Origin of the sequence: Paenibacillus sp. FSL H3-0333 (assembly GCF_038002805.1) — a bacterium.
Lineage (GTDB): Bacteria > Bacillota > Bacilli > Paenibacillales > Paenibacillaceae > Paenibacillus_AQ > Paenibacillus_AQ silagei.
The window spans coordinates 6,269,256-6,294,347 of the sequence record NZ_JBBODG010000001.1; the positions used below are offsets into that span (position 1 = coordinate 6,269,256).

Annotated in this window: 16 protein-coding genes and 1 riboswitch; of the genes, 3 read left to right on the top strand and 13 right to left on the bottom strand. The window is 53.7% G+C overall.

Annotated features, from left to right (window positions below; translation table 11 throughout):
* Position 1: 1 nt before the first annotated feature.
* The 5 genes from MHH78_RS27650 to MHH78_RS27670 form a co-directional block, all read right to left on the bottom strand.
* The gene (locus MHH78_RS27650) at positions 2–4,198 is read right to left on the bottom strand and encodes a fibronectin type III domain-containing protein (RefSeq protein ID WP_340826672.1); all 4,197 of its coding nucleotides are present in this window, start codon (positions 4,196–4,198) and stop codon (positions 2–4) included.
* A riboswitch (cyclic di-GMP riboswitch) is annotated at positions 4,179–4,280 on the bottom strand. Its footprint overlaps the gene before it by 20 nt.
* 84 nt (positions 4,281–4,364) lie before the next feature.
* Positions 4,365–5,582: an MFS transporter gene (locus MHH78_RS27655; protein WP_341169529.1), complete on the bottom strand. Its 1,218-nt coding sequence runs from the start codon at positions 5,580–5,582 to the stop codon at positions 4,365–4,367.
* Between the two features lie 81 nt (positions 5,583–5,663).
* A complete protein-coding gene (locus MHH78_RS27660) occupies positions 5,664–6,209 on the bottom strand; it encodes a hypothetical protein (RefSeq protein WP_076083656.1) in 546 nt (181 codons plus the stop codon).
* A gap of 129 nt (positions 6,210–6,338) precedes the next feature.
* Positions 6,339–6,758 (bottom strand): DUF350 domain-containing protein, encoded by a 420-nt coding sequence (locus MHH78_RS27665; protein ID WP_036696710.1) that lies wholly within the window; start codon positions 6,756–6,758, stop codon positions 6,339–6,341.
* A 32-nt stretch (positions 6,759–6,790) separates the two neighbouring features.
* A complete protein-coding gene (locus MHH78_RS27670; protein ID WP_076083653.1) occupies positions 6,791–9,157 on the bottom strand; it encodes an endonuclease MutS2 in 2,367 nt (788 codons plus the stop codon).
* Between the two features lie 152 nt (positions 9,158–9,309).
* Between MHH78_RS27670 and MHH78_RS27675 the strand changes: the two genes are divergently transcribed.
* On the top strand, positions 9,310–9,657 hold the full coding sequence (locus MHH78_RS27675) for a phage holin family protein (RefSeq protein WP_076083650.1): 348 nt from the start codon (positions 9,310–9,312) through the stop codon (positions 9,655–9,657).
* A gap of 43 nt (positions 9,658–9,700) precedes the next feature.
* Here MHH78_RS27675 and MHH78_RS27680 read toward each other — a convergent pair whose 3' ends face one another.
* Positions 9,701–10,801, bottom strand: coding sequence for a GGDEF domain-containing protein (locus MHH78_RS27680; RefSeq protein WP_341169530.1), 1,101 nt, complete (start codon positions 10,799–10,801; stop codon positions 9,701–9,703).
* A 274-nt stretch (positions 10,802–11,075) separates the two neighbouring features.
* On the opposite strand from MHH78_RS27680, the gene MHH78_RS27685 reads away from it, so the two are divergent.
* Positions 11,076–11,462, top strand: a complete 387-nt coding sequence (locus tag MHH78_RS27685) for a cytochrome C oxidase subunit II (protein WP_341169531.1) — start codon at positions 11,076–11,078, stop codon at positions 11,460–11,462.
* Between the two features lie 715 nt (positions 11,463–12,177).
* On the opposite strand, the gene MHH78_RS27690 is transcribed toward MHH78_RS27685, so the two are convergent.
* From MHH78_RS27690 to MHH78_RS27715, 6 genes are all read right to left on the bottom strand, one after another.
* Positions 12,178–13,371 carry a sugar ABC transporter permease gene (locus tag MHH78_RS27690; protein WP_341169532.1) on the bottom strand — a complete coding sequence of 398 codons (1,194 nt, stop codon included), beginning with the start codon at positions 13,369–13,371 and terminating at the stop codon, positions 12,178–12,180.
* Positions 13,372–13,373: 2 nt separating this feature from the next.
* A complete protein-coding gene (locus MHH78_RS27695) occupies positions 13,374–14,885 on the bottom strand; it encodes a xylose ABC transporter ATP-binding protein (protein WP_209878383.1) in 1,512 nt (503 codons plus the stop codon).
* Between the two features lie 87 nt (positions 14,886–14,972).
* Positions 14,973–16,019 carry a D-xylose ABC transporter substrate-binding protein gene (gene xylF, locus MHH78_RS27700; protein ID WP_209878455.1) on the bottom strand — a complete coding sequence of 349 codons (1,047 nt, stop codon included), beginning with the start codon at positions 16,017–16,019 and terminating at the stop codon, positions 14,973–14,975.
* Between the two features lie 248 nt (positions 16,020–16,267).
* Positions 16,268–17,848, bottom strand: coding sequence for a helix-turn-helix domain-containing protein (locus MHH78_RS27705; RefSeq protein ID WP_341169533.1), 1,581 nt, complete (start codon positions 17,846–17,848; stop codon positions 16,268–16,270).
* A gap of 36 nt (positions 17,849–17,884) precedes the next feature.
* Positions 17,885–19,318, bottom strand: a complete 1,434-nt coding sequence (locus MHH78_RS27710; protein WP_341169534.1) for a sensor histidine kinase — start codon at positions 19,316–19,318, stop codon at positions 17,885–17,887.
* The gene (locus MHH78_RS27715; RefSeq protein WP_341169535.1) at positions 19,315–20,304 is read right to left on the bottom strand and encodes a sugar-binding protein; all 990 of its coding nucleotides are present in this window, start codon (positions 20,302–20,304) and stop codon (positions 19,315–19,317) included. Before MHH78_RS27715 ends, MHH78_RS27710 begins: the two co-directional genes overlap by 4 nt.
* 314 nt (positions 20,305–20,618) lie before the next feature.
* On the opposite strand from MHH78_RS27715, the gene MHH78_RS27720 reads away from it, so the two are divergent.
* Complete coding sequence (locus MHH78_RS27720; protein WP_341169536.1) at positions 20,619–21,941, top strand: IS4 family transposase; 1,323 nt, start codon at positions 20,619–20,621, stop codon at positions 21,939–21,941.
* Positions 21,942–22,612: 671 nt separating this feature from the next.
* On the opposite strand, the gene MHH78_RS27725 is transcribed toward MHH78_RS27720, so the two are convergent.
* A complete protein-coding gene (locus MHH78_RS27725; RefSeq protein ID WP_341169537.1) occupies positions 22,613–25,078 on the bottom strand; it encodes a hypothetical protein in 2,466 nt (821 codons plus the stop codon).
* Between the last annotated feature and the right edge of the window lie 14 nt (positions 25,079–25,092).

Below are 25,092 nucleotides of genomic sequence, written 5' to 3' on the forward strand. Positions count from 1 at the left end.
TCTACTCTATGGTATAGGTTACTTTAGTAAATTGATTCGTCTTCGCATTGAAAATAATAGTGTTCATCGCAGCCTTATTGCTCATTTGTACGCTGAAGACAATTTTCCCCGGTTCAAACTGGATGATATTCACTGGTGTTCCTGCTATACTGCCAGTCTCAAGCTCCATGTCTGGGGTCTCTGCCCGCAGATCCATGACCTCAAGATCATTGGCATTATACGTGACCGTAACTCTGCGCTCAGACTTGTCACTTTTATAAGGGATGATCATTACAAAATTGAGCTGAGTATCCTTTTCCGGCTTGATTGTTACTGCAGGAGTCGTTGTTTTCTTCAAAATCTCTGACCAGTCGCTCGTCGCTCCTGCATTCTTAGCCCGAACGCGATAAGCGTGCATTGTATTGGGCTCAAGTCCGCTGTGTTTGTATTCCAACTGGTTGGAATTTGAAACGACTTGTCCATCTATCTCCAAATCATAGCTGGACGCGTCATTCACGGAATCCCAGGCAAGCTGAACGGAATTCACCGTCACTTCACCTCTAAGATTCTTAGGCACCTCTGGTGCTGTAACACCAGTAACAATGGTAGTCCATTCACTCCAATCGCTGACGGCCTGAGTGTTCTTGGCCCGTATCCGATAATTGTGCTTAGTGTTAGGCAACAAACCGGTATGCGTGAAAGCCATCTTGCTGCCATTGTCAATAATTGTACCGTCCGCTTCAATTTCGTAGCCGGTAGCACCCTTAACTGAATCCCAGGATAATCGGATTTGATTGCTCTTGGTCTCCGTCTTTACATTTCCCGGAATCCCGAGCACTGTTGAAATCGTCAGAGGTTCGCTCCATTCTCCAAGAAAGCTTCCCTGCTTCGCTCTGACCCGATAATTATGCCAGGAATAGGGTTCCAATTCAGTATGCTTATAGGATAACGATTCTTCATTATTCAGAACCTCGCCATCTACCAGGAGATCATAGCCAGTCGCACTCTCTACCTTGTCCCACGTAAGTTCAATACTTGTATTCTTGGCTAATGCCTTCAGATTAGATGGTTTGCCGAAGGTCGTGGTTGCAGTTACGTATCCGCTCCATTCGGCTGCTCCTGCCGCATTAACAGCTCTTACTCTATATTTGTGCGTGGAGAAGGGTGCCAGCTTCTTGTGGATGTAGAGGTTATCCGAAATGTTGCGAATCGTTGTCCCATCCAGTTCAATATCGTAACTCAGGGCACCTGCAACTATGTCCCACGTTATGGTGATTTCGTTGCTATTCGCTGTAGTCTGAATATTATTAGGAACTCCCGCATGAGTAGAATAAACAATTGTTTGGGTCCAGCTTCCGACTCTGTTCTCATTCTTGGCCCGCACTCTGTAGGTATGCTCTGAATTCAACGGGAGCTGTGAATGAGTGAATTCAAGCTTCATTTCATTATCCAGCACGTCCCCATCTACCTCGATGTCATATCCTGTGGCCCCGGCCACTTTATCCCAGGTCACATGAACTGAGGTTCCTTCGACTTGCGCTATAAGGTTCTGGGGAACTCCAGGCGAAGTGTACACTGTAATGGGATCGCTCCATTCACTGATTCCATCATCATTCTTAGCACGTACACGATAACTGTGCTCGCTGTTAGATTGCAGGTTGTCATGTATATACGAATGATCCATGATGCTATTACTAAGGGTTCCGTCTATCTCCAAATCATACGAGGCAGCCCCTGATACAGCATCCCAGTTCAGATGAACAGACCGCTCGTCTGCTGTTCCCTGCAGCTTGGAGGGGACTCCAACCAGAGTAGTCTTCGTAACCACTTCGCTCCATGCTCCTGCTCCGCTGCTGTTCACCGCCCGGATACGGAATACTTTGGGCATGTTCGGATTCAGATCATTCTCCTGGTAAGTTAGCACCGGTCCTATATTCTTTGTGCTGTTATTAACCTCTATTTCATAACTGGTGGCCCCGGTTACCGGCTCCCATTCAAGAGTAATCGTATGGCTTGTTGCATTCATTTGAATATTCAGTGGTGCAGCCGGTAAGGTCCAATAAGAAGAAGTTATTGACCACTCCCCTTTGATGTCGCCACTGATTGCCCGAATACGATAGAAATGTTCGGTTCCCGGACTAAGCTCCTCCTTGGTAAAATCAGGTTCACTGCCGAGGACGGTAACCTCCTTATCAAATTCCACCTCATATCCGTCCGCATTGAACAGAGAAGGCCAGCCCAGTGTAATGGCTGAGTCTGTTGCACTTGCATTTACTGCAGGTATAGAAAAAGGTCTTAAAGATACAGAGGGCACCACTTCACGAATCTGCTGCCCGCTCTCCCAGAATAAGCTGGCCTGAGGATTCCCTATATCATTAGCGTATTCCATCTTCAGGTCATATTTTTTACCGGCTTCAAGCTGGATCGTGCCTTGCTCCACATGCTGCTTCGCTGTCCAGGCATCGACCAGGAGCTGATCATTCACCCAAAGTCTGACTCCACCTGACGTTTTAACCGAGAAAGTATATTGGTCAGTATAGTTAGGTTGAATCTGCCCAGTCCATCTAACGGAGAAGCGCTGGTCCGCTATTCCCGGCACACCCAGAACAGGTTGGCCAGCCAAAGAAATAGATTCATCTACTTTCACGGCCTTCTTGCCCGTGAAATCATTATTGCTGTAATACTCAGCCTTAAGGCCTGACAGAACATACTTCAATAATGTACGTCCTGCTTGCTCATTCCCCGTGTGAATTACAGGTCTTTGATTCGAGATGACATTACCGCCAACTGCAAATAATCCGCCTGTGTTGATATTCAAATGATTATTTATACTGACATTGTCCCGGACGAATAGATCTCCCTGGGCTACATTAAGTTCTGCCCTTGAGTTATTGGATACCACTTCTCCTACAGACATTTCCTCATCAACATTCATAGTTACCAGAGTATTGATGTTCATGTTGCCCTGTACTAATACCCGTTTCGCCGATAGATCCAGAGAGCCGTTGTTGTAAACCAAAGAACCGGCAAACAGCTCATTATCTACATGAACATTAGAGTTATTATTTAGATGCACGGTTCCCTGTACCCATAGGTCACCAAGATTCACATCCTGCGCAGGGTTGATAACATTAACATTCAACTCCGTATTTGCATTTAATCCTCCATGAAGGATTAACGATCCGTAAACTGTTATATTCAGACTCCGGTTCGTATTGATGCCATCTGCGATTAAGATGACAGGCTGTTCTTCACTTCCGAACGTAACACTCGATTCTAGATTCATCTGCCCAACTGCTATTATTGCAGGCTTGTTGCTGTTTGAGCGGATAGAGCTTTGAATCGTTTCAATATCAGCATTTCTTATTGCCACTGCATTTTTGCTAACCTGCTGTATTTGTTGTCCGATGGATTCTATTTGTTCGCGGATATGCCGGGAGATCTCTCCCTGCAGACCATTTACCCTGATAAACGGCGGAGCGTTATGTATATTGGTCATACTTCCAGACAGAAGAACTTTGTCTCCGGCAACCTTATTGGGTTCAAAAGGCAGGCGGATTTGAGGCGGGATCAAAGTGGGAGTGTATGTATTCACCAATGAAATATCTATGCTATTTAGAGCAGTCTCAATTCCAGTAGCATTGATTTGACTTAAAGTCAGTCTTCCATCTTCAACAGCAACCTTCTTCTTGATCGTTTTATACTGCCCTGCTTCAAGAGACAGTCCCTCCATCAATTTGACATTCTCTACGGCAAGTGAATTGTTGCTGCTGTATACAGAGTCACCTACGGTTACTGAGACTTCATAAGTACCATTGTCTAGCGCAATTTCCCACTTCCCATCCGGATGGATTCGTGTCAGGCTGCTTATGCTGGAGTCGTCGTATGTATCTCTTGAGACGGTTGCATCAGTATGATCTATGTTCCAGCCGTAGGAGTATTGGTTTTTGACGCTAAAAACGGCTCCAGAATCTGCAAGCTCCCCTTCCTGTACGGGAGTTTCAGCGGGCTGAAACCGGATTTTGAGCATACTGTCCTGTGCGGAAATTTTCATCCCTGAGAATTCCATAAAAGGGGCGAGAAATTGAGCCAGAATAATAAAACACAGTACCTTACATATCAAGCTTTTCCTATTTGTCATAAAAGACCTCCGCTCAATTAAAAAATCATTTAAAAAAGGGCGCAAAAAAACCACCGGAAAGAGCGGCCCGGCTGCCATTCACAGAGGGGTGTCCCCCTCCCTGTGATAAGGCCCGTGGCTTTGCGTCCCTGACTTTCGTACAGGTTTGCCTTTTTAGTTCTAATGGTTAATTCAAGAGAAATCATGTGTAATTCAATTCAATTACAATCTGTACTTACCTTGGCAATAATACCCTATATTTGAATCATATAATATTGTTATTTTTGTGAACATTCCAATTCAGCAACCCCCGCACCACCACCCAGCTCCCCAGCGGCGCGGCACCCAGCAGCAGCATGAGCAGAGTAATCGTCTGCGGGGACTGGTCCAGCGACAGTACGGCGATGAAGATCAGCAGGCCGAGGAGGCGGCCGCTCATCAGGCTAAGTTCCCTGAGCACTACCAGTTCCACGCGTTTGCCGGCGCTCTCCTCGGACACTCCCATCAGGTCGAAGCTGGTGGACAGCATCGGCAGCATGTAGAGCGGCAGGCAGAGCGAGGTCCCGATTCCCATGATTAGGAGGGTGGTAAGGTTCACCTTCCACAGCAGCGGAAGAAGGAAGGCGATGAGCAGCAGACTGCCTGCCAGCATACCGCCGAGCCGGGCACGGGGCTTGAACCATCTGCCGGCCGCATAATAGCTGATCAGGGAGACGGCGGAGGTCAGCAGGGCGAACTGTCCCAGCTTGCTCTCCTCCTGTGCTGCAATGTAGACGAGCAGACCGATGAGGAAGGAGAATACGCCTTCCCGCATGCCCTGGAACACTAGCGCTGCCGCCACTGGACGCCAAGAGCTGCGTCTGCGGGTAAGCTCGCGCCAGGGCTCCAGCCAGAGATAGGCTTCGCCGCGCGGCCGCTTACGCAGGCCGAAGCTGAGTACAGCAGCAACCCCATAAATACAGAGTGACAGTATGAATACCATGCGGTATCCCTGCCCGCCATGCCAACGGGAGATCATCCAGCCGGATACCCAGGGTCCGGCTATTCCCGTCAGGGAACCCAGCAGGCCCATCCACCCGTTATAGTAATCGCGGTTCTTGGCATCCGTAATCTCGAAGAAAACAATATTGAACGCCAGCCAGTACAGCCCGATGGATAGCCCGAGGACCCCGCCCAGCGGCCAAATGTAATGAATCGCGTCGCCCCGCAGCCACAGCACCAGCAAATAAAAAAAGCCCGATACGGCAATTCCCAGCCGTAGGGCATTCATTTTGTTACGCTCTTTCACCCACTTGCCGCCCAGCCAAAAGCTGAGACCCACGGCAAGCTGCTGGGCCACGGTGAACCAGCCGATCATGGCGAAGTTCTGCCGGCTTTTCCACAGATATACGTTGAGGAACGTTCCTGCAAGCACTGTAGCCAGAAGGTATAGCCCGCCTACAGCCAGCAGCAGCGCCGCCTGTCCCCGTTCTGAACCTCTCATGCTTAGCCCTCCCTGCTCGTCCTTAGACACTTCATCTTTCAATATCATGTCCAGATGGCAGGGAAAGCATGAATCCGATCTTTATTCGGCGGAGGTGCTGAGATTGCGGACAAGCTGGATGCGGTCTTCCTGCGCCAGGCTGTGCTGCACATGGAAGCAGGAAGGACAGACGTACAGATTCAGCGCAAAAGGAGGCTTCAGCACAGCTGCACCGCCCAGCGCTTCCGGCGTTGCCGGGGTGAACCCGTCCACCTGCTGCGTACCGGAGTGAAGCATCAGCTCATGGCATTGCGGACATTCCGGCGCTTCCAGCTGGGCAGCCAGAATAGCGGAGACCTTGTCCTCATAACGTTTCAGATCATAGTCATCGCCGAACTGGCCCAGCGTACCCCATACAGGCACCACGCTATCCTTGTCGTCGTCATCCCACAAATTATCGTCGCTGATCTCTTCCTCCCCGGAAGCTTCCTGTGTATCCGGCTCTTCATCCTCCAGATCCTCTGCACCTATCGTCACTGTGCGGTAGCCGCTCAGCTCGTTGTTGCAATGAGGACAGGTATCCTCGGGGCCAAACTCCTCATCCCATACAATCTCGGTATGGCACCATGGGCAAACTGTTGTCTCCATCTGTATAATCTCCTTCGTTACTCTCATTCAATTCAATTCACCATTAAATATATAATGCCGGCCGCTAGAAAAGCCAGGGCGGAAATAAACAAAATCCGAACCAGAATCTTCATCATTCCTGCCCCCTATTCAGAATATGGCCGCGCCGATAACATAGGACAAGGATATGGAGAGCAGCATAGCTGTCAGTCCTACGGCCCGGTTATCCGCAGCAATCTCTTCATCAATTGAAAAGACCGGAGTAAAAAACTCGAACAGGAAGTAAGCCAGCAGCAGCAGCAAAAAGCCTACAACCGACCATTTCATCGTCTCATAGATGGATGCCCCCGCTTCAATGCTGAAGCGTAAGATGTTGCAGATTCCGAAGATTTTGCCTCCGGTTGCCATGGCTACGGCCACATTCCCCTTGCGGATCTCTTCCCAGCAGTTGTATTTCGTCACCATTTCGAAGAAGGACAGGAATACGACCAGCCCCAATATGGCGACAGTGAAGTAGCCTAGCAGCGCCCCCAGCGGATGTTCCAGCAAAAGATCAATATTATCCTGCACACTTTTCCCTCTTCCCTGCCGGACTATGGGCGCTACTCCAGTTCAGCTACCGTCACACCCGCGCCGCCTTCATTGTAGTTCCCGAGCCGATAGCTTTTGACATGCTTGTGCTTGCGGAGGTATTCCTGTATTCCTGTCCGCAGGACTCCCGTCCCCTTGCCGTGGATAATAGAGATCTGCCCCAAATTGCCGAGAAAAGCTTCGTCGATGAAGCGGTCCGTCTCCATTATCGCCTCCTCCAGGTTCGCTCCGCGCAAATCAAGCTCATTACGGATATTCTCATCGCGTGTACGCTTGACCGTTGTCGCCCTGCGCAGAGCCGGCGGAGGAGCATCCGGTGCGGAAGCCAGGAACTCCAGATCACTCAGATTGACCTTCATCTTCATGATGCCGAACTGTACAACAGCTTCCTTGGTGCCGCTCAGCTCAACCACAAGGCCCTTCTGATTCACATTCGCTACCTTAACTTCATCCCCTTGCTGAATCTTGCGCGGCGCCTTGACCGTGCTGCGCGGCACAGCCTTCTTACGCGGGGCAGGCTCTGCTTCATCCAGCCGGCGGCGCGCTTCGATCAGCTTATGCTCCTTGACGGACGCGCCTTCCTCCAGCGCCAGGCGGCGGAGGTCACTGATAATCTCCTCAGCTTCCTTGCGCGCCTTGGCCAGAAGATCGCTGGCATCCTTCTCTGCCTTCTCCAGACGTTTGTCGCGTGAGCCTTCGAGCTTCTCCAGCTCCTGCTGCTGCCGCTTGCGGAATTCCTCTGCTTCGCGACGAATCTCTTCCGCCCGTAAGCGTTCGTTCTCCGCAGTGAGGCGGTTCTCCTCAAGGGACGCAATCATATGCTCTACGCGCATATCTTCTTCCTTCACTTCACCGCGCGCATGCTCAAGGATCGCACTTGGCATCCCGAGGCGTTCAGCAATAGCGAACGCATTGCTTCGTCCAGGAACACCGACCAGCAGCCGGTAAGTAGGACTCAGGCTCTGCACATCGAATTCCATACTGGCGTTAATAACGCCTGCCCGTTCATAAGCGTATGCCTTCAATTCACTGTAATGTGTAGTAGCAACCATCCGGGATTCCGTCCGGTGAATATTCTCCAGAATCGCTATCGCGAGCGCAGAGCCTTCAGCCGGATCTGTTCCTGCCCCGACCTCATCGAGCAGAATCAGACTCTTCGGTGTCATCCTCTTCAGAATGGATATAATATTCGTCATATGGCTGGAGAAGGTACTGAGGCTCTGCTCAATGCTCTGCTCATCGCCGATGTCAGCGTAGATCGCATCGAAGACGCACAGCTGGCTGCCTTCCTCGGCCGGAATGAAGAGACCGGACATGGCCATCAGGCTGAGCAGGCCGATCGTCTTCAGGGTCACAGTCTTTCCGCCCGTATTCGGTCCAGTCACGATGATGGAGCGGTAATCATTGCCCAGTTCCACATCCAGCGGCACAACCTGCTCGGCGGGAATGAGCGGATGGCGGCCCTTGCGCAGGCGCAGGTATCCGCGGTCATTCATCCGCGGCTGGGTAGCCTTCAGGTCGCGTGCGAGCCGCGCCTTGGCGAAGATGAAGTCCAGCTCGCCGAGAATGTCGATATCATAAGCCATCTCCTCGGCAATATCGCCTACCAGCGCAGTCAGCCGGTGCAGGATGATCTCGATCTCGCGTTCTTCGCGCAGCCGCGTCTCCCGCAGCTTGTTGTTCATCGCCACAATGGATTCCGGCTCGATGAACAGCGTGGCTCCTGAGCCCGACTGGTCGTGCACAATACCGCCGAAGTGGGCGCGGTACTCCGCCTTGACCGGAATAACGAACCGGTCACCACGGATCGTCACGAGCTGATCCTGCAGCATCTTCGAGACCGAAGACGAGCGGATCATCGAATCCAGCTTCTCACGGATGCGCGTCTCTCCCCCGCGCAGCTCGCGGCGGATGGCGGCAAGCTCCGTGCTCGCCGAATCCATTACATCGGCGTTCTCGTCAATACACATGCGGATGGCATCCTCTACATGCTTCTGCTCCGACAGCAGATCACTCTGCGCGAAGAGGGCAGGAATGCTCTCATCGTCATGCATGGCATTCAGGAACCGCTTGACCCGGCGGGCCCCGCCAATCGTGTTGCCTACCGCAAGCAGCTCTGCTGTGCCCAGCATTCCGCCAATTGATGCACGCTTCAGCGCAGGACGGATATCGGTCACGCCGCCGAAGGAGGGAATTCCCTTCAACCGGTCAACATTTACCGCCTCATCCGTTGCCTGCAGGAGCTTCTTCACCCCTTCGAAATCACCGGAAGGCTTCAGGAGCTCGGCGGTCAGCCGTCCCATCGGCGTCTGCGTATACTGCATCAATTTATTTAAAATCTTGCGATATTCAAGCGTATGCAAAATTTTGTCGTCCAATTACTGTCACAGCTCCCTTCATAGATGGAACCATTATACCTAATTTAGCCCATTTTCGCTATTTGGGTATGATTTCTGGGCATAGAAAACCGGCTTCGGGCCACAATAACAACGCACATATCCTTAAGCGAACGCCAAAGGAGGTTAGTTCATTGAGATTCTTAGCTCATGTAGTACGGTTCATAGTCGCTGCAATCGTGCTGATGGTGGTCGGATGGATTGTTCCGCAGTTCACAGTCGGGGGGTTCTGGAGCGCATTCATGCTTGCTCTGGTGATCGCTCTGCTCGGCTGGGTCGTTGAAGGCATTTTCGGCAAAAAAACCACGCCCTTCGGCCGCGGTATCGTCGGCTTCCTGGTCAGCGCCCTGGTCATCTGGATTGCCCAGTTTGTCGTCAGCGGTGTCAGTGTCTCGGTGCTTGGTGCCCTGCTTGCCGCACTGGTCATCGGGATCATCGATCTGTTCCTGCCGGTATCCACTCCGTTTGAAGCAGGCAAATAACGGCGCAAGGCACATGCAGACAATGAAACCCCCAGCTCCCGGTCTATATCGGAATTTGGGGGTTTTCTGTAAGTTTATGCACTTCACCGGAAGTGACCGCAGAGGTCACCACAGCATTTTTCCCGCCGCGCTTGGCCGTATACAGCGAATCGTCCGTCTTGCGGAACAGCAGTTCCTTGCCGTCTCCAAGCTGGTAGTGACACAGTCCGATGCTGACCGTAATGGGCTTGTTTCCGGCATACGGATGGCACATGGCAGCAATGCTGATACGCATTTGCTCGACAGCAGCGTAGGCTTCCTGGAAGCTTTTATCCGTAAAAATCACTGCGAATTCTTCCCCGCCATACCTTGCCGCGAAGTCATTCAACCCGATCAGGCTGCCCATCTTGGCCGCCACCTCTTTCAGCACAAGATCGCCTACCCAGTGTCCGTATCTGTCATTGACCTGCTTGAAATTGTCGATGTCCAGCAGCGCAAGCTGCAGCCTCAGTCCGTTGCTCTCACACTGCTCCAGCAGCGAATCCAGATATTCATGGAACGTCTTGTGATTATACAGGCCGGTTAACGCATCCATCTTCAGCAGCTTGTCTGATATCGCCCGCTCTACCATTAGCTCCTGCTCCGACTTGGCGAGCTGCTCCAGATATTCGCGTGTCTCGCGGCCACGGAGGATCACCGCCTGCGCCATCAGGGCAAAAACAATATACACACACTCCACCAGCACAAACTCCAGCAGCGGCTTGCCAAGCAGCGGCCGTTCAAGCCCAAAGTATACCCCCGCGTAGAATACAATGCTAAATACTCCAAGCGAGTACAGCAGCCGCTGGTCGAAATAGATGAGGGCCAGCATAAGGGGCATCATCAGCGTCATCTGGGCACCGTCTACATAAGGCTCAAGCACACAATACATCAGATAGGAAACCATGAAGCTACAGACCACAACCGCCTGCTTATGATAACGGAGCGAGCGCCGCAGCCAGACCTCGGCAGAAGCCATAGTCAGGACAATCATCAGGTTGCAGACTATGAACATATGGCCTTTGCCGGGACTAAAAATCGTCTGCATCTCAGCAGAACGGGAGTACAGCATATACAGGAACTGGGCGAGCAGCAGACAGAGTACGATGATCCAGTAGCCATACAATATTCTCCGGTGCCATCTCTCTGCACTTTGCAACGCGTAATCTATAATGATCTGACTCCCCTGCTTCTAGCCGAATAATATGAAGCTTTAATTATATTAGGCTTAATTATAATTAATTTTAAACTCTTTTGCATCATATTTTTGCAAAATTCGACAAAGTTTGCAGCTGCGGTGAATAGCGGTGGATAGAGTGTTTTTCATAGATTGATCAAGACAACTTGACCGATTTAGGCTATGCTAAGGACAACTGCCCAAGTAGATGAGGAGAATGCATATGATCAGAAAGTCGGCTATTCTTTGTTCTATTATATTTGTGCTTCTGCTAACGGCCTGCGGAGGGAACACGAGCAATTCTGATAGCGCAAACAACGCAGCTGCCGGGAGCAATCTGACGGCGGAGGAAGAACTCGTAATTACAGCCACCAATTATAGCTTTGACCAGCCGGAATACCATTTGAAGAAGGGCGTCCCTGTCAAAATCATCTTCGAAAATGAGAGCGGCAATCACGGCATACTAATCCCGGAGATGAAGCTGCGGCTGGATGCCAAGAACGCCTCGCAGGTTGTCCTGCCTGAGGAAGCCGGAACCTTCGAGATGACCTGTGCCATCATGTGCGGCTCCGGCCACAGCGCAATGACCGCCAAGATTATTGTGGAATAAAGGGGGGATTAGCAGAGTGGAATAACCCAGCTTCCGGCGGGCTCTGAAGGATTTATCCCTTTCATTTGATCCGTCCACCCGCATTCGGCGGAATCAGAGGGATTTATCCCTTTCGTTTGATCCGTCCGCCCACTTTCGGCGGATTCAGAGGGATTTATCCCTTTCATTTCCTCCGTCCGACCACTTTCGGCGAATTCAGAGGGATTTATCCCTTTCATTTGATCCGTCCGCTCACTTTCGGGGGATTCAGAGGGATTTATCCCTTTCATTTCCTTCATTCGCTCGTTTAGCCAACTTTCCAGGGCCTCATGGGCAATTGTGCAGCACTAGTGCACCTCATTGGCTCGTCTGGCCCTCATCTGAGCAATTCAGGTGCACTAGTGCACCTCATTGGCTCGTTTGACCCTCATCTGAGCAATTCAGGTGCACTAGTGCACCTCATTGGCTCGTTTGACCCTTATCTGAGGAATTCAGGTGTACTAGTGCACCTCATTGGCTCGTTTGGTCTGCACCCGGCCCTTTCACCTCTGCGCCAGTACATTGTGTTCGGGTTTTCGCATACATTCGGCCCCGCACCTCCGCGCCAGTACATTGTGTTCGGTTTTTCGCAGCCGCATCTTTTAGTTTCATATACAACACAAATAAGCCGGCCGGGATATTCTCCCTGCCGGCTTATTTACTCTTCATACAAGAGCGGCTGCTACAGCCACTTCTCTTACTTCACACCCTTGCTGCGGCCAGAAATGTCCAGCCAGACGGCGATGACCAGGATCGAGCCTTTGACCACATACTGCCAGAACGACTCCAGTCCCATCAGCGACATGCCGTTATCGAGCGAGGTCATAACCAGCGCACCGATCAGAGCGCCGATGACCGTTCCGGCTCCGCCCATCAGGGAGGTGCCGCCGATGACACAGGCGGCAATGGCGTCCATCTCGGCCATATTGCCTGCGGTAATGGTCGCCGAGGCCAGGCGGGAGGTCAGCACGATGGCGGCAATGGAGCCGAGCAGGCCGCTGAGGATGAAGACCAGCATCGTCTTGCGCTTGATGTTGATCCCGGAGAGCCGCGCAGCCTCAATATTACCGCCGATGGCGTAGATATGGCGGCCGAAGGTCGTCTTGGTGGACAGGAAGTAGAAGATGGCCGCCAGCACTATGACGAAGATGATCGGGAACGGAATCCCTTTGTAATTGTTCATCAAGGCCACGAAGACTACCACGAGCAGGGACAGTCCTGTTACCTTCGCGATATCCATGCCGAGCGGGGCGACGGTGAACCCGTATTTCTTGCGGGAGCGCCGCTTCGTGAACGCGCTATACAGCAGCAGAGCCACCGCGAGCACGCCCAGAATGATTCCGAAGCCTGAGGCAAAATAGGCATTGCCGAGCAGCGCCAGCACCGGATCCGATACCGGAATGGTCATGGATTCAGTCACGCCCATCAGCACCCCGCGGAACACCATCATCCCGCCGAGGGTAACGATGAAGGCGGGAATCATTTTATAGGCGACCAGCCAGCCCTGCACCAGACCCAGCACCGCACCTGCGGCCACGGTACCAAGAATGACCACGATAGCGGGCAGCTCCAGCCAGTTGCTCAGAATCGCCGCCATCCCGCCGGTCAATCCGACAATAGAGCCGACGGACAGATCGATATGGCCCGCCACGATAACCAGCACCATGCCAATGGCGAGTATAGAGGTCACTGACATCTGCGTGAACAGATTGGACAGGTTCCGCGAGGTCAGAAAGGTCGGATTCAGCACGCCGAACAGGACCCAGATCAGAATCAATGCGCCAATCATCGTATAGGCACGCATATCCATTTTGCCGAACAGGGTACGCAAGCGCGATCCTCCGGCGGCCGGAACCGCTTCAGGTTCCTTAAGCTCTTTTTGCAGCTGCATCTCTATCTGCCTCCTGTGGCGGCCAGCATAATATTCTCCTGCGTTGCTTCGCGCCAGTCATATTCCCGTACCAGTTGTCCTTCGCACATCACCAGAATCCGGTCGCTCATCCCCAGCACCTCGGGAAGCTCGGAGGAGATCATTATAATAGCTACGCCCTGCTCCACCAGCTTGTTCATCAGATTATAGATTTCGTACTTAGCCCCTACATCGATGCCCCGTGTGGGTTCGTCCATAATCAGAATCTTGGGGTCACTCATCAGCCATTTGCCGATAACCACCTTCTGCTGGTTCCCCCCGGAGAGTGTGCCTACCAGCGTCTCCAGCGAAGCTGTCTTCGTCTTCAGATCCTTCACGTACTGCTCAGACCACTTGATCTCCTCATTCTCATTGATCACTCCGAGCCTGGAGACCTTGCCGAGTGTGGCCAGCGTCGTATTGCGCTTGACATCCATCCCCATGACCAGCCCCTGGCGCTTGCGGTCTTCCGTGACCAGGGCAATCCCGGCCTTGATCGCTTCGGCAATCGAACGGATCTTAACGGCCTTGCCTTCGATCAGAACCGTACCTTCGCTTCTTCCGCCATACGCGCCGAACAGGCTGCTGACCAGTTCTGTCCGTCCGGCCCCCATCAGCCCGGCAATGCCCAGAATTTCGCCTTGACGGAGCGTAAATCCAATATCCCGAAGCACCTTCTGCTGACGCTTCTCCGGGTGCCAGACATTATAATCTGCGACCTCAAGCACCTTATCCCCGGGTGAATGCGGGACGCGCGGATAGCGCTCGGTCAACTCACGGCCGACCATCAGCGATACCACCTGATCGTCGTTCGTCGCCTGGCGCTCCAGGGTTGCCACCGTCCGCCCGTCGCGCAGCACGGTAATCGAATCGGCCAGTGCGAACACCTCGGGCATTTTGTGGGAGATATAGACACAGGTAACCCCTTCGCGCCGCAGCTGGTTCAGAATGCCCATCAGGATAGACACCTCGCTCTCGGTCAGCGCCGCTGTCGGTTCATCCAGAATGAGAATCCGGGTATGCTTGGAGAGCGCCTTAGCGATCTCTACGAGCTGCTGCTGGCCGATGCCCAGATTGCCGATCTTCGTATCCGGCGACAGGTTCAGCCCTACCTTCTTCAGCCACAGCGAAGCCTGATGGTACAGCTCATTCCACTGGATCGCCCCGCGCTTCACCGGCTCTGCCCCCAGGAAAATATTCTCGCCGACCGTCATCTCCTTCACGAGCGCCAGCTCCTGATGGATAATCGCAATGCCGGCCTGCTCGGCATCGGTAATTTGATGGAATGCCTTCTTCTCCCCGCCGATGCGGATTTCGCCTTCATAGGTCCCCGCAGGGTACAGTCCGCTCAGCACCTTCATCAACGTGGATTTGCCTGCGCCGTTCTCCCCGCACAAGGCGTGAATCTCTCCTTGCTTCACCTTGAAGTTCACATGGTCCAGCGCCTTCACGCCGGGGAAGCTCTTGCTGATCTCTACCATTTCAAGTACATCCATGCCTGCCGTTCCTCCTTCCCGCCCTCAAGCAGCAAGCAGATGCGGGTTCGCCACTGGCGCCGCATCTGCTTGCTGTACAGGCTGCCCTTATTGTTTCGGCCACTGGTCCTTCGGAACGTTCTTATACACATCCTCCAGCTTGTGGAAGCCGTCCTTGATCAGCACATCCAGGTTATCCTTGTTGACGGCAAGCGGATCAAGCAGCACGGATGGAACATCAATTTTACCGTTGTTAACAGTCTTATCTGTCGAAATAGCCTCGCCCTTGGCAGCTGCCACCGCCATTTCCGCCGCCTTGGTGGCAATCGCGTTGATCGGCTTGTAGACCGTCATCAGCTGTGTGCCTTCCGCGATACGCTGTACAGCAGCGAGGTCAGCATCCTGACCGGATACCGGAATTTTGCCCGCCATGCCCTGTGCCGTAAGCGCCTGGATGGAGCCGCCTGCTGTCCCGTCATTCGCTGCTACAACGCCCTGTACATCGTTATTGTTCGCGGTCAGCGCATTCTCCATATTTTTCAGCGCTTCTTCCGGCTTCCAGTCCTTGGAGAACTGGTCGTAGACGATTTTGATATCGCCCTTCTCTTCCAGCGGCTTCAGAATATTCATCGCGCCTTCCTTGAACATGTGGGCATTGTTATCGGTATCTGCGCCGCCGATGTAGACGATATTGCCCTTAGGAGCCTTGTCGATAACCGCCTGAGCCTGGAATTCACCGACACGCACATTATCGAAGGAGATGTAATAATCCACCTCGGAATTGTTGATCAGCCGGTCATAGGCAATGACCTTGATACCTTCCTTATGCGCCTTATCCACGATGGGAGCCGTAGCCTCCGCATTATGGGCAATGACCACGAGCACATCCACACCCTGGGAGATCAGTTGCTCCGCCTGGCTTAGCTGGGTAGCATCATCCCCGTTCGCGGCCAGCACCTTCACTTCACCGCCAAGCTCCTGTACTTTTGCTGTGAAAATATCCCGGTCCTTCTGCCAGCGCTCCTCCTTCAAGGTATCCATAGACATGCCGATGACAATTTTGTCCCCGTCCTTGGCCGCTCCCGCAGACTCCTTCTTCTCGTTGTCACCGCTTGAGACCACACCGCAGCCCGCCATCGATGCAGCCAGCACCATCGCCGCCAGCCCGAGGGAAACTATTCTTCCGTATTTTCTCACGATTGCTACGCCCCTTTTCGTCAGCCCTATATTTGATTGCGCTTACAAAAAAAGTGTAGCATGGAAAAACCGCCCCGGGAGCAGCGATTCCCTGCACTTATTTGCCCTCCACCCGCATTCTTGGTCTTGCCTGCTGTAATGTAATTCTCCGCCCCGGCTTTCATAGGATAAACCGGGGCAACAGCACAAAAAAGTCCTTGCTGCGCTCAGCAAGGACCCGGCTTCTCCTGCTGCTGGCGGAATTCGCTTGGCGTCATCCCCGCAGCCTTCTTGAAGACCCGGCTGAAATAATTCGGGTCCCTATAGCCTACTTCATAGCAGATTTCCTTCAGGTTCAGCTGATCCTCAGCGATCAGGCGTTTTGCTTCATTCATCCGTAGCCGTGTGACATAGTCGATGAAGGTCTCTCCTTCATGCTGCCGGAATAATTTGCTGAAATAATGCGGGCTCAGGTTCACATATTCAGCCGTCTGCTCCATGGAGATATCCTCTTTGTATTTCTGGCTGATATAGAGCAGCGCCCGCTGATGCACATGGGACCGGTGATGCTCCTGCTCCTCCTCCAGGCCATCGATCAGCCGCTCCAGCCAGGACTCCGCGCTTAGCCGCAGAGCATGCGGATCTTCCGCTGCGTTCAGCGAAGCCAGCAGCTCCGCACCGGCCGTGGAGTGAACGCCTCTGGCCAGGAACAGCAGCAGGCCGGTTACCTCCCCACGCACGGCGGACAGCGGCTGGTCCCCCCCTTGCTCGAAGGAGTCATACAGCAGGCTGAAGCGCTGGGCGGCCTCCTGCTTGCTGCGCTGGAGCAGGGCGGTAAGCAGCTTCTTCTCTTCATCCAGAGAGACCGCCGTCTGCCCCGAGCTCTGGATCATATCATCGTAATGGTGCACACCGAATGAATGCTGGTGGTCCGCACATACCCGGACGGCTTCGCGGTAGGAACGGCTAAGCCCGTCCCAGCCTTCACGGATCGAGCCGATCCCGACGCCAAGGGGCAGGCCGAAGCGCTCCCGGGTATAGGTGCGGAGCCGCTCTCCCCAGTCCAGCGAGCTGACGCGCTGGGAATATCCGGTCCTCCCCGGCGGCAAGGGAATGAACAGCGCCAGCTGATGCCCGGCCAGCGGTCCGGCGAGGCAGCCCAGCCCTGTTTTGGCAAACTGCTTGACCGCCTCATAGATCTCCCGCTTGGACTGCCGGAACGTCTCCCAGCCGCTCTCCCCGTGCCGGGGGAATGACAGGACCATCGCGTAGCCCTTGCTGAAATGCAGCTCCAGCAGCCCGGCCAGCTGCTCCGGCTCCAGATCCTGCACATGCTCCAGCATGAGCATCAGGGTCAGCTCATTCTCGGCCAGCGGCAGCAGATGGGCCAGCTTTTCCTGCAGCTCCAGCTGTTCATTCCTGCGCCGCCGCTCCTCCCCGATGACCGCCATCAGCTTCCTCAGCACCTCCGCCACCTCTTCCCGCCGGGCCGGCTTCAGCAGATAGTCGCGGACACCCAGCAGCAGCCCCTCCTTGGCATACGCGAAGTAGTCATGGGCCGTAATCATCACAATCTGCGCCGACGGAAGCTTCTCCCGAATCTGCCTCACCGCCTCCAGCCCCTGAATCCCGGGCATCTTAATATCCATGAAAATCATATCCGGCCGGTGCTCCTCCGCCAGCTGAATCGCCTTCCGCCCGTTCCCCGCATGCAGGAATTCGAATTTGTCCGGGATCAGATGCCGGATCATCAGCTCCAGCCCCTCCCGCTCCAGTGCTTCATCATCTGCGATCAGCAGCTTGTACATCGTTATCGCTTCCTCCTTCACTTCAGGTGATTGCCTCTAGGCCGAGGTCCGGAAGGGCAGCCGGAACAGCACCGCCGTCCCCTGCCCTTCACTGCTGTTGATCTCGATGAGCTGCTGGCCGTCGAAGAATAAATGCAGTCTTTTAAAAACATTATGTGTCCCAAGCCCGGTGGACTGGCCCTTGCCGCTGGAATGCGGCGCCTCCTGCTGAATCGATCCCATCAGCCGGGCTACCGTCTCGCGGTTCATACCCGCTCCGTTATCGCTGATCACAATCTCCACCTGCCCGCTGCGGTAACGGATGGACAGCGTAAGTATAGCCCCCTCCTCCATCTGCTCCAGACCGTGAACGAAGGCATTCTCGAAGATCGGCTGCAGCGTCAGACAGGGCACCATCCCGTCCATCGCCTGCTCATCAATCTCCATCTCAAAAGCAATCCGGTCCCGGAAGCGGGCCCGCTGGATATTGATATACTCGTTCACATGCTCGACCTCCTCGCGCAGCGGAACGGCCTGGTCCAGCTTTTGCAGATTATAACGGAGCAGACGCGAGACCGACACGGTCAGATCGCTGGTTCTCGCCGCCCCTTCCAGATACGCAAGCTTGGCGATGGAATTCAGTGTGTTGAACAGGAAATGCGGATTGATCTGGCTCTGCAGCATTTTCAGCTCCAGCTCCTTGACCAGCCGGTCCTTCTCCGCACTCTTGATGTTCTCCTTCATCAGCTCCTGGATATTATCGATCATTCCGTTAAAAGCGCGGCACAGTATGCTAATCTCATCGTTATTGACGCTCTCCGGCGCCTTGGTATCCATCCGTCCCTTGGAGATTTGCTTGGCGGTTGCCACCAGCCTGCGGATCGGCCCGGTAATACTGCTGGACAGCCAGACCGCCATGCAGATGCTAAGCAGCGCCGCGGTGATCACCAGCAGACTGCCCATCCGGTTCAGCTTCGCTGTCGTGGACATAATCTCGGCATAGATCGGCTTATATTGGTCCAGCTCCAAATCGACCAGCTCCTGGGCCTCCTCACGGATGAACCGCTGCGTCTGCTCCGCCTCGATATAGGCACCTGCCAGCGAATTCGCATCCTGTCCGTCAATCTCCGTGATCATCTGGCCCGCCTGCTCGACAAAAGTATCAATAAGGTGGCTGTAGTTCATCAGCGGAAGGCCGCTGCCCCCGATGGTATTCATCCCGTCCAGCCTGCTGCGCAGCTCCAGTACCGCGCCCAGATGCTTCTCCACCTCCGGGAAGCTGTCGGTATCCACCTGCATAATGAAGCGGTTCAAGGAGCGCATATTCTCGCCGACCTCATAGGATACCTCCTTATACAGCATGATCCGGTTCATCATCAGGTGGTAGCTCTCCTGCACATTCTTCCCGCTCTGGAACAGTACGAAGGAGACCGAGCTCATCAGCAGCACCAGCAGCGGAATACAGATCAGCAGCTTCAGGCGGATACTCATAGGCTCTCTCCCTCCTGCACATTGGTCTTATCCAGTACCTTCACTCCGGTATAATACCGGGTCTGTAACTGTGCACCATTAAAATAATCATGGAGCAGCCGGACCGCCATATTCCCCATAAGGTAAGGCTGCTGTGCGACAGTCGCAGTAATCGCTCCCCGGCTGATGGCATCCAGCGTCTCCGCCTGATTATCGAAGCCGATAATGGTCAGCGGACCGCGCTTCAGGCTCCTCGATGCCTGCAAGACGCCCAACGCATCCGTTGAACTGGTGCCGACCATGACATCGATCTCCGGATGATAGCGCAGCATATCCGCCGCCTGCTGGATGGCCTCCATGTGCGAGATGTTGGAGCTGCGGACATCGACAATCTCCATGCCGCTGTAGTCTTTTACGATGTTCTTCAGCCCGTCCAGACGCTGAAGCTGGTTCTTGGCCAGCTCGCTGCCGATGATTACGCCTATTTTGCCTTTTCCGCCAGTCGTCTTCACTACCATGCGCCCCAGCGCCTCACCGGCAGCTACATTGTCGGTCCCCACATAGGCCAGTCTCCGGCTGGCCGGAGCATCCGTGTCAATCGTGATTACCGGAATCCCCCGGTTCACGGCCTTATCAATCACCGGCGTGAACTTCTCGTCGTTGAGCCCCTGCACGATGATCGCATCCGCTTTAGCGGCAATCGCTTTTTCCAGCAGGCTGATCTGCTCCTCCATGTTATTGCGCACCGGTCCCGTGAATTCGATCTCTATCCCGTATTTCGCTGCGGCCTCCGCGGCCCCCTTCTCGACCATTTCCCAGTACGGGTGGTACCGCTCCTGCTCGATCAGCACAATATGATATCCAGGCTTGTCCTGACTGGGCTGGCCGCTTAATTCCTTGACAATATTGCCCATCCGGGCAGAATGGCGCGCGAAGCCTATAAACAAATATGACAACAGTATAAAAAGCACAATAACCCCAACGCCGCTGACCCATTTCTTATCCATCCCGTTCACCTCAACCAACATCCTACCCCGGGTTGTAACCGGTTGCAATAGTAATTGTGTTAAGGGTACATTATGTAGCCGAGAGCGTCAGACTAATGCTTTCTTCGTAGATGTGTTCGAACTCATTTAGCTCACATTTGGTGGATTCAGGGGCACTTGTGCCAATGTCATTAAGTTAAGATATAGAGCCAAAAACAAGAAAAAAAGGCAGGTTATCGAAAAGATAGCCTGCTCTTTTTTTGCACAAAAAAAATCTTGACAATCCGTAGAAAACGTGTGGCGAAGCCCCTTGAAAAAACGAGGAGGTTACGCCAATGAATGCTTATGCAAATTCGCTGAAAGACAGACTGACATCTCTCATCCGTGAGATGGCGGCTGCCCCCGCGCCTTACGTCAGAAACCCGGGAAAGGATTTTACCCGAACGAAAAAACTACCCTTTGAAATGGTTATGCAAACCCTGATCTTTATGGGCGGCAACAGCCTCTATAAGGAACTGTTGGAATCGCAGGGCTATGACGTTAACACCGCAACTTCTTCTGCTTTTGTTCAGCAAAGAAATAAAATTTTGCCGTCTGCGGTCGAATCTTTGTTTCACACCTTTACCGCGTCCCATACAGAATTCAAGGATTATCGAGGCTATCGATTATTGGCCATTGACGGTTCCGATCTGCATATTGCAACAGATCCTGCGGACCCGTTGACCTATTCTCAAAGTCAGCCACATTCGAAAGGCTTTAACCTTCTGCACTTGAACGCAGCCTATGACCTCTGTAACCGGCTTTATGTGGATGCCATTGTTCAACCTCGAAAGTTCCGCAACGAAGGAAGGGCACTGGCCACAATGGTGGATCGCTCCCCCATTCAGGGGAACGTCCTTGTGACGGGGGATCGAGGATTTGAAAGCTATAATACGTTCGCACATCTGGAACGGAAAGGATGGAATTACGTCATACGCGTCAAGGATTTGCATTCGAATGGTATTCTTTCGGGTTTGCACTTGACCTTGGACGGAGCGTTTGATCAGGAGATTCACCTGACGCTGACTAAAAAACAAACAAAAGAGTTCAGGAATCGCCCCGAAATCTATAAAGTTCTTCCGGCTACCTCTAGCTTTGATTTTCTGGACATGCAAGAGAACTTGTTTTACCCCATTTCCTTTCGGGTGGTTCGTTTCCTCCTGCCCAGTGGCGATTATGAAACCGTCATTACCAATCTGTCTACTGCTGAATTCTCACCGGATGAACTCCGGGATCTGTATCATCTGCGATGGGGCATTGAGACCTCTTTCCGGGCTTTGAAATACACCATTGGTTTGACCCATTTTCACGCAAAAAAGCAAGAGTCCATTACCCAAGAGATATTCGCAAGAATGATCCTCTACAACTTCGCTGAAATGATTACCTCGCACGTAGTCATTTCCCAAAAGGATAAACGGCACCTCTACCAAGTCAACTTCACGGTAGCCGTTCACGTCTGTAGACATTTCCTGCGCTCCAAGGGCGATGGACCCTCGCCTGATGTGGAAGCTTTGATTCGCAAAAATATTTTGCCGATTCGTCTCACCCGTCCTGGGCAAAGGAATACACGCAGAATACGTAGCAAATCCGCCATTAGCTTCGTCTACAGAGTAGCATAATTCGGTTCGCATGAACATTTTTTTAAGTGGATCTTCCATCCGCTTTGTTTGCTATGCGCTTTTTTCCTTCCTTACACCAAAAACAAACGGCATAGGACGTTTCCCCATACCGTTTTGGATTCTCTTTATTAATTCCAAACTTATCTTTGAACTTATCTTAATGACATTGGCACTTGTGCTCTTCATTTACTCATTTAGCTAACTTCTGGTGGATTCAGGAGCACTTGTGCTCCTCATTTACTCATTTGGCTAACTTCTGCTCGATTCAAGGGCACTTGTGCTCTTCATTTGCTCATTTGGCTAACTTCTGGTGGATTCAGGAGCACTTATGCTCCTCATTTACTCATTTGGCTAACTTCTGGTGGATTCAAGGGCACTTGTGCTCTTCATTGCAGCCTGGGCTCGCCAAATGTTGCATTTTTTGCAGGAATGTTACCAGTGGAGCGGTCATTGGCTGAAATATGTTGCATTCTAGGCATGATTTCCCGTAATTTGCTGCCTCAAAGGTACGAATGTTGTATTTAGTGCAGGATTGGTGCAATACTTCACTTCAGCCAACTTTAGAGCAGCAGCCCCCCTAAGGAGGAATCCGTCCCCCGTCCCTGCACAGCAGAAAAAGCCGTTCTAAGCATTCCTGCTTACAACAGCTCTTCCTGTGATGCATCCGCCATTCAACTGTCCTGTTCGATCAGTTGAATCCATTCATTATATTCACTCTGTAGCTTGGAATATTCCGCCTGCAAGCTGCGATGCTCCTGGGACAGCTTCTCCAGCTCTCCCTGCTGCAGCTCGAACTGGGCCTGAACCAGCCGCAGCTGGCCTTGGACCATCTCATAGCTCTCGCCGATCTCATCCAGCTGCTGCGCCGCCTCAGTACGTGAGCGGCTGACTGCTTCCGCCTGAGCCTCGGCTTCCCCGGCCTCCTGCTGCCAGATCTCAATCTCCTCACGCAGCTGTGCTTCCTGCTCATTCCACTGCTGCTCGCGCTGTTGAAGCTCCTCAACTTTCTGCTTCCAGGTAGCTTCGTACTCCCGGGTCTCACGGAGTGCTTCCTGCTGCTCCGCCGACGCAGCGGCAGCTTCACGGCCTGCCTCGTATAGCTCTTCCATTCGCCGCGCAGCTTCCTCGCCTTCAGCTTCCAGCAGCTCGCAGCGTTCCTTTAACTGCTCCCCGTCCTGCAGAATCTCGTCGTACTGGGCAATCAGCTCCTCGTAACGGCCGCGCAGCGCAGCCAGTTCCTTGCGGGCTGCTTCTGCCGCCTCCTGCTGAACAGCAAGCTCCTGCTCCGCTTCGGCACGCAGACGCGCCTCCTGATCAAGCTGCTGAACCATTCCGTCTGCCTGTCCGCGAAGAGTCTCCACTTCGCGCTGCAAGGCTGCCGACTTCTCCCCTTCTTCCAGAAGGTTCATCTCCAGTTCGCTGATATCCTCCATATGCTTGTTCGCACGTTCCTGCCAGGATGCCGCTTCCTCTGCCGTACGGTCGAATTCGACCTGTGTCCGGCTGAGCTGATCTGCGGTCTCCTGCAGCGATGTACGCAGTGCTGCCGCTTCTTCCTGCGTCAGCTCATAACGCTGGCGCAGCCCTTCCAGTTCATCGTTCAGCAGATTGCCAAGCTCCTTAGTAGTATGCAGCTCCTCCTGCGCTTCACTTAGCTTGCCCTCTACATCCCGAAGTTCGCTGCGGATATCCACCGCCTCGCTCTGTGTAGCCGCAACCTGATTACGCAGCTCATCCAGTTCTTCATTCAACAGTGTGCCGAGCTCGCTCGCCGTGTGCAGTTCCTCCAACGCAGCGCTTAGCTTGCCCTCTGCGTCCCGCAGTTCGCTGCGGAGCGTTTCGGCCTCGCTTTGCGCAGCTGCAACCTGCTGGCGCAGCCCTTCCAGCTCTTCGTTCAGCAGGGTGCCCAGCTCGTTCGCCGTGCTCAGCTCTTCCAGCGCAGCGCTTAGCTTGTCCTCTGCTTCCCGCAGCCCGCTCCGGAGCGCTTCCGCCTCGCTCTGCGAAGCCGCAGCCTGCTTGCGCACTTCCTCCAGCGCCGCACTCTGCTGCTCTCCTTGCTCAGCGGCAAGCTTCAGCTCTTCGCCAAGCTGCTCCTCCCGCTTCAGCACAGCTTCGTACTGCGCCAGCAGCGTCAGCCGCGCATCGCGTTCACCCTTAAGCCCGGCTTCCGCCGCACGCAGCCGGGACTGGAGCTGCCCGGTTCCGCCGCGCAGCTCGCCAAGCTGCTTCTCCAGCTCCTGAAGCTGCTGCTTGTGCCGGTGCTCCTGCGTCCCCTGGGACTGCCGCAGCTCCTTGTTCTTGGCCAGCTCCTTCTCAAGCGCTTCCCGCTCCCCGGTAAGCTCACTTGTGAGCGCAGCCTTGGTATCAGCCAGCTCCTTGCTTAACGTGGAGCGGATCTCCACGATCTCGCTGCCCATCGACTCCCGGGTCTCATTCAGCTCCTGCTCCAGGGCAGACAACGTCTCTGTCTTCTCGCGGATCAGTGTCTCGCGCAGCTGCTCCAATTCCTGCTGATGGGCAGCCTTCATCTCTTCCAGCTGCTGCAGCCGCATGGCTTCTGCGGCTTCCAGCTCCTGCCGCGCCGTCTCACGGCTTGCAGCCTGCTCTGCTTCATGGCCCTCGCGCAGCGCCTTCAGCTCATCCTCGCGTGCCTTCAGCTCCTGCACCAGCTGCTCGCGGCCGGCGGCCGCGGCCTGCTTCTCTTCCTCCAGCAGCTGGGCATGCAGCTGCCTCTCCTGCTCCTGCTGCTCCAGATGCCTTGAGCGTTCTTCTTCGGCAGCGGCAATCAGCCGCGCTGCCTCTTCCTTCGCAGCCGCTTCCAGCTTCTCATATTCTTCCTGCTGTTCACGCTGCGCTTCCTGAAGGCGTGACACCTCCACTCGAAGCTCGGTACGTTCACCGGTCAGCATATTCAGCTCATTCTTGAAATCCTGAACCTGGATTGCCTGCTCTGCCATATGTACAGCTGTAAGCACCGCAATCCGCGGCGTATCCAGTCTGGAATGTGATTTCGATATTGCACGCATATGCTCATCGACATGACGGGCGACCTGTTTCATATATTCTGTGCTGCTTCCTACAAGCTTGTAGGAAGTTCCGTATATCTCCACGGCGACACGGGTCCGGTCCATAGCCACAGTTGTGCCCTCCT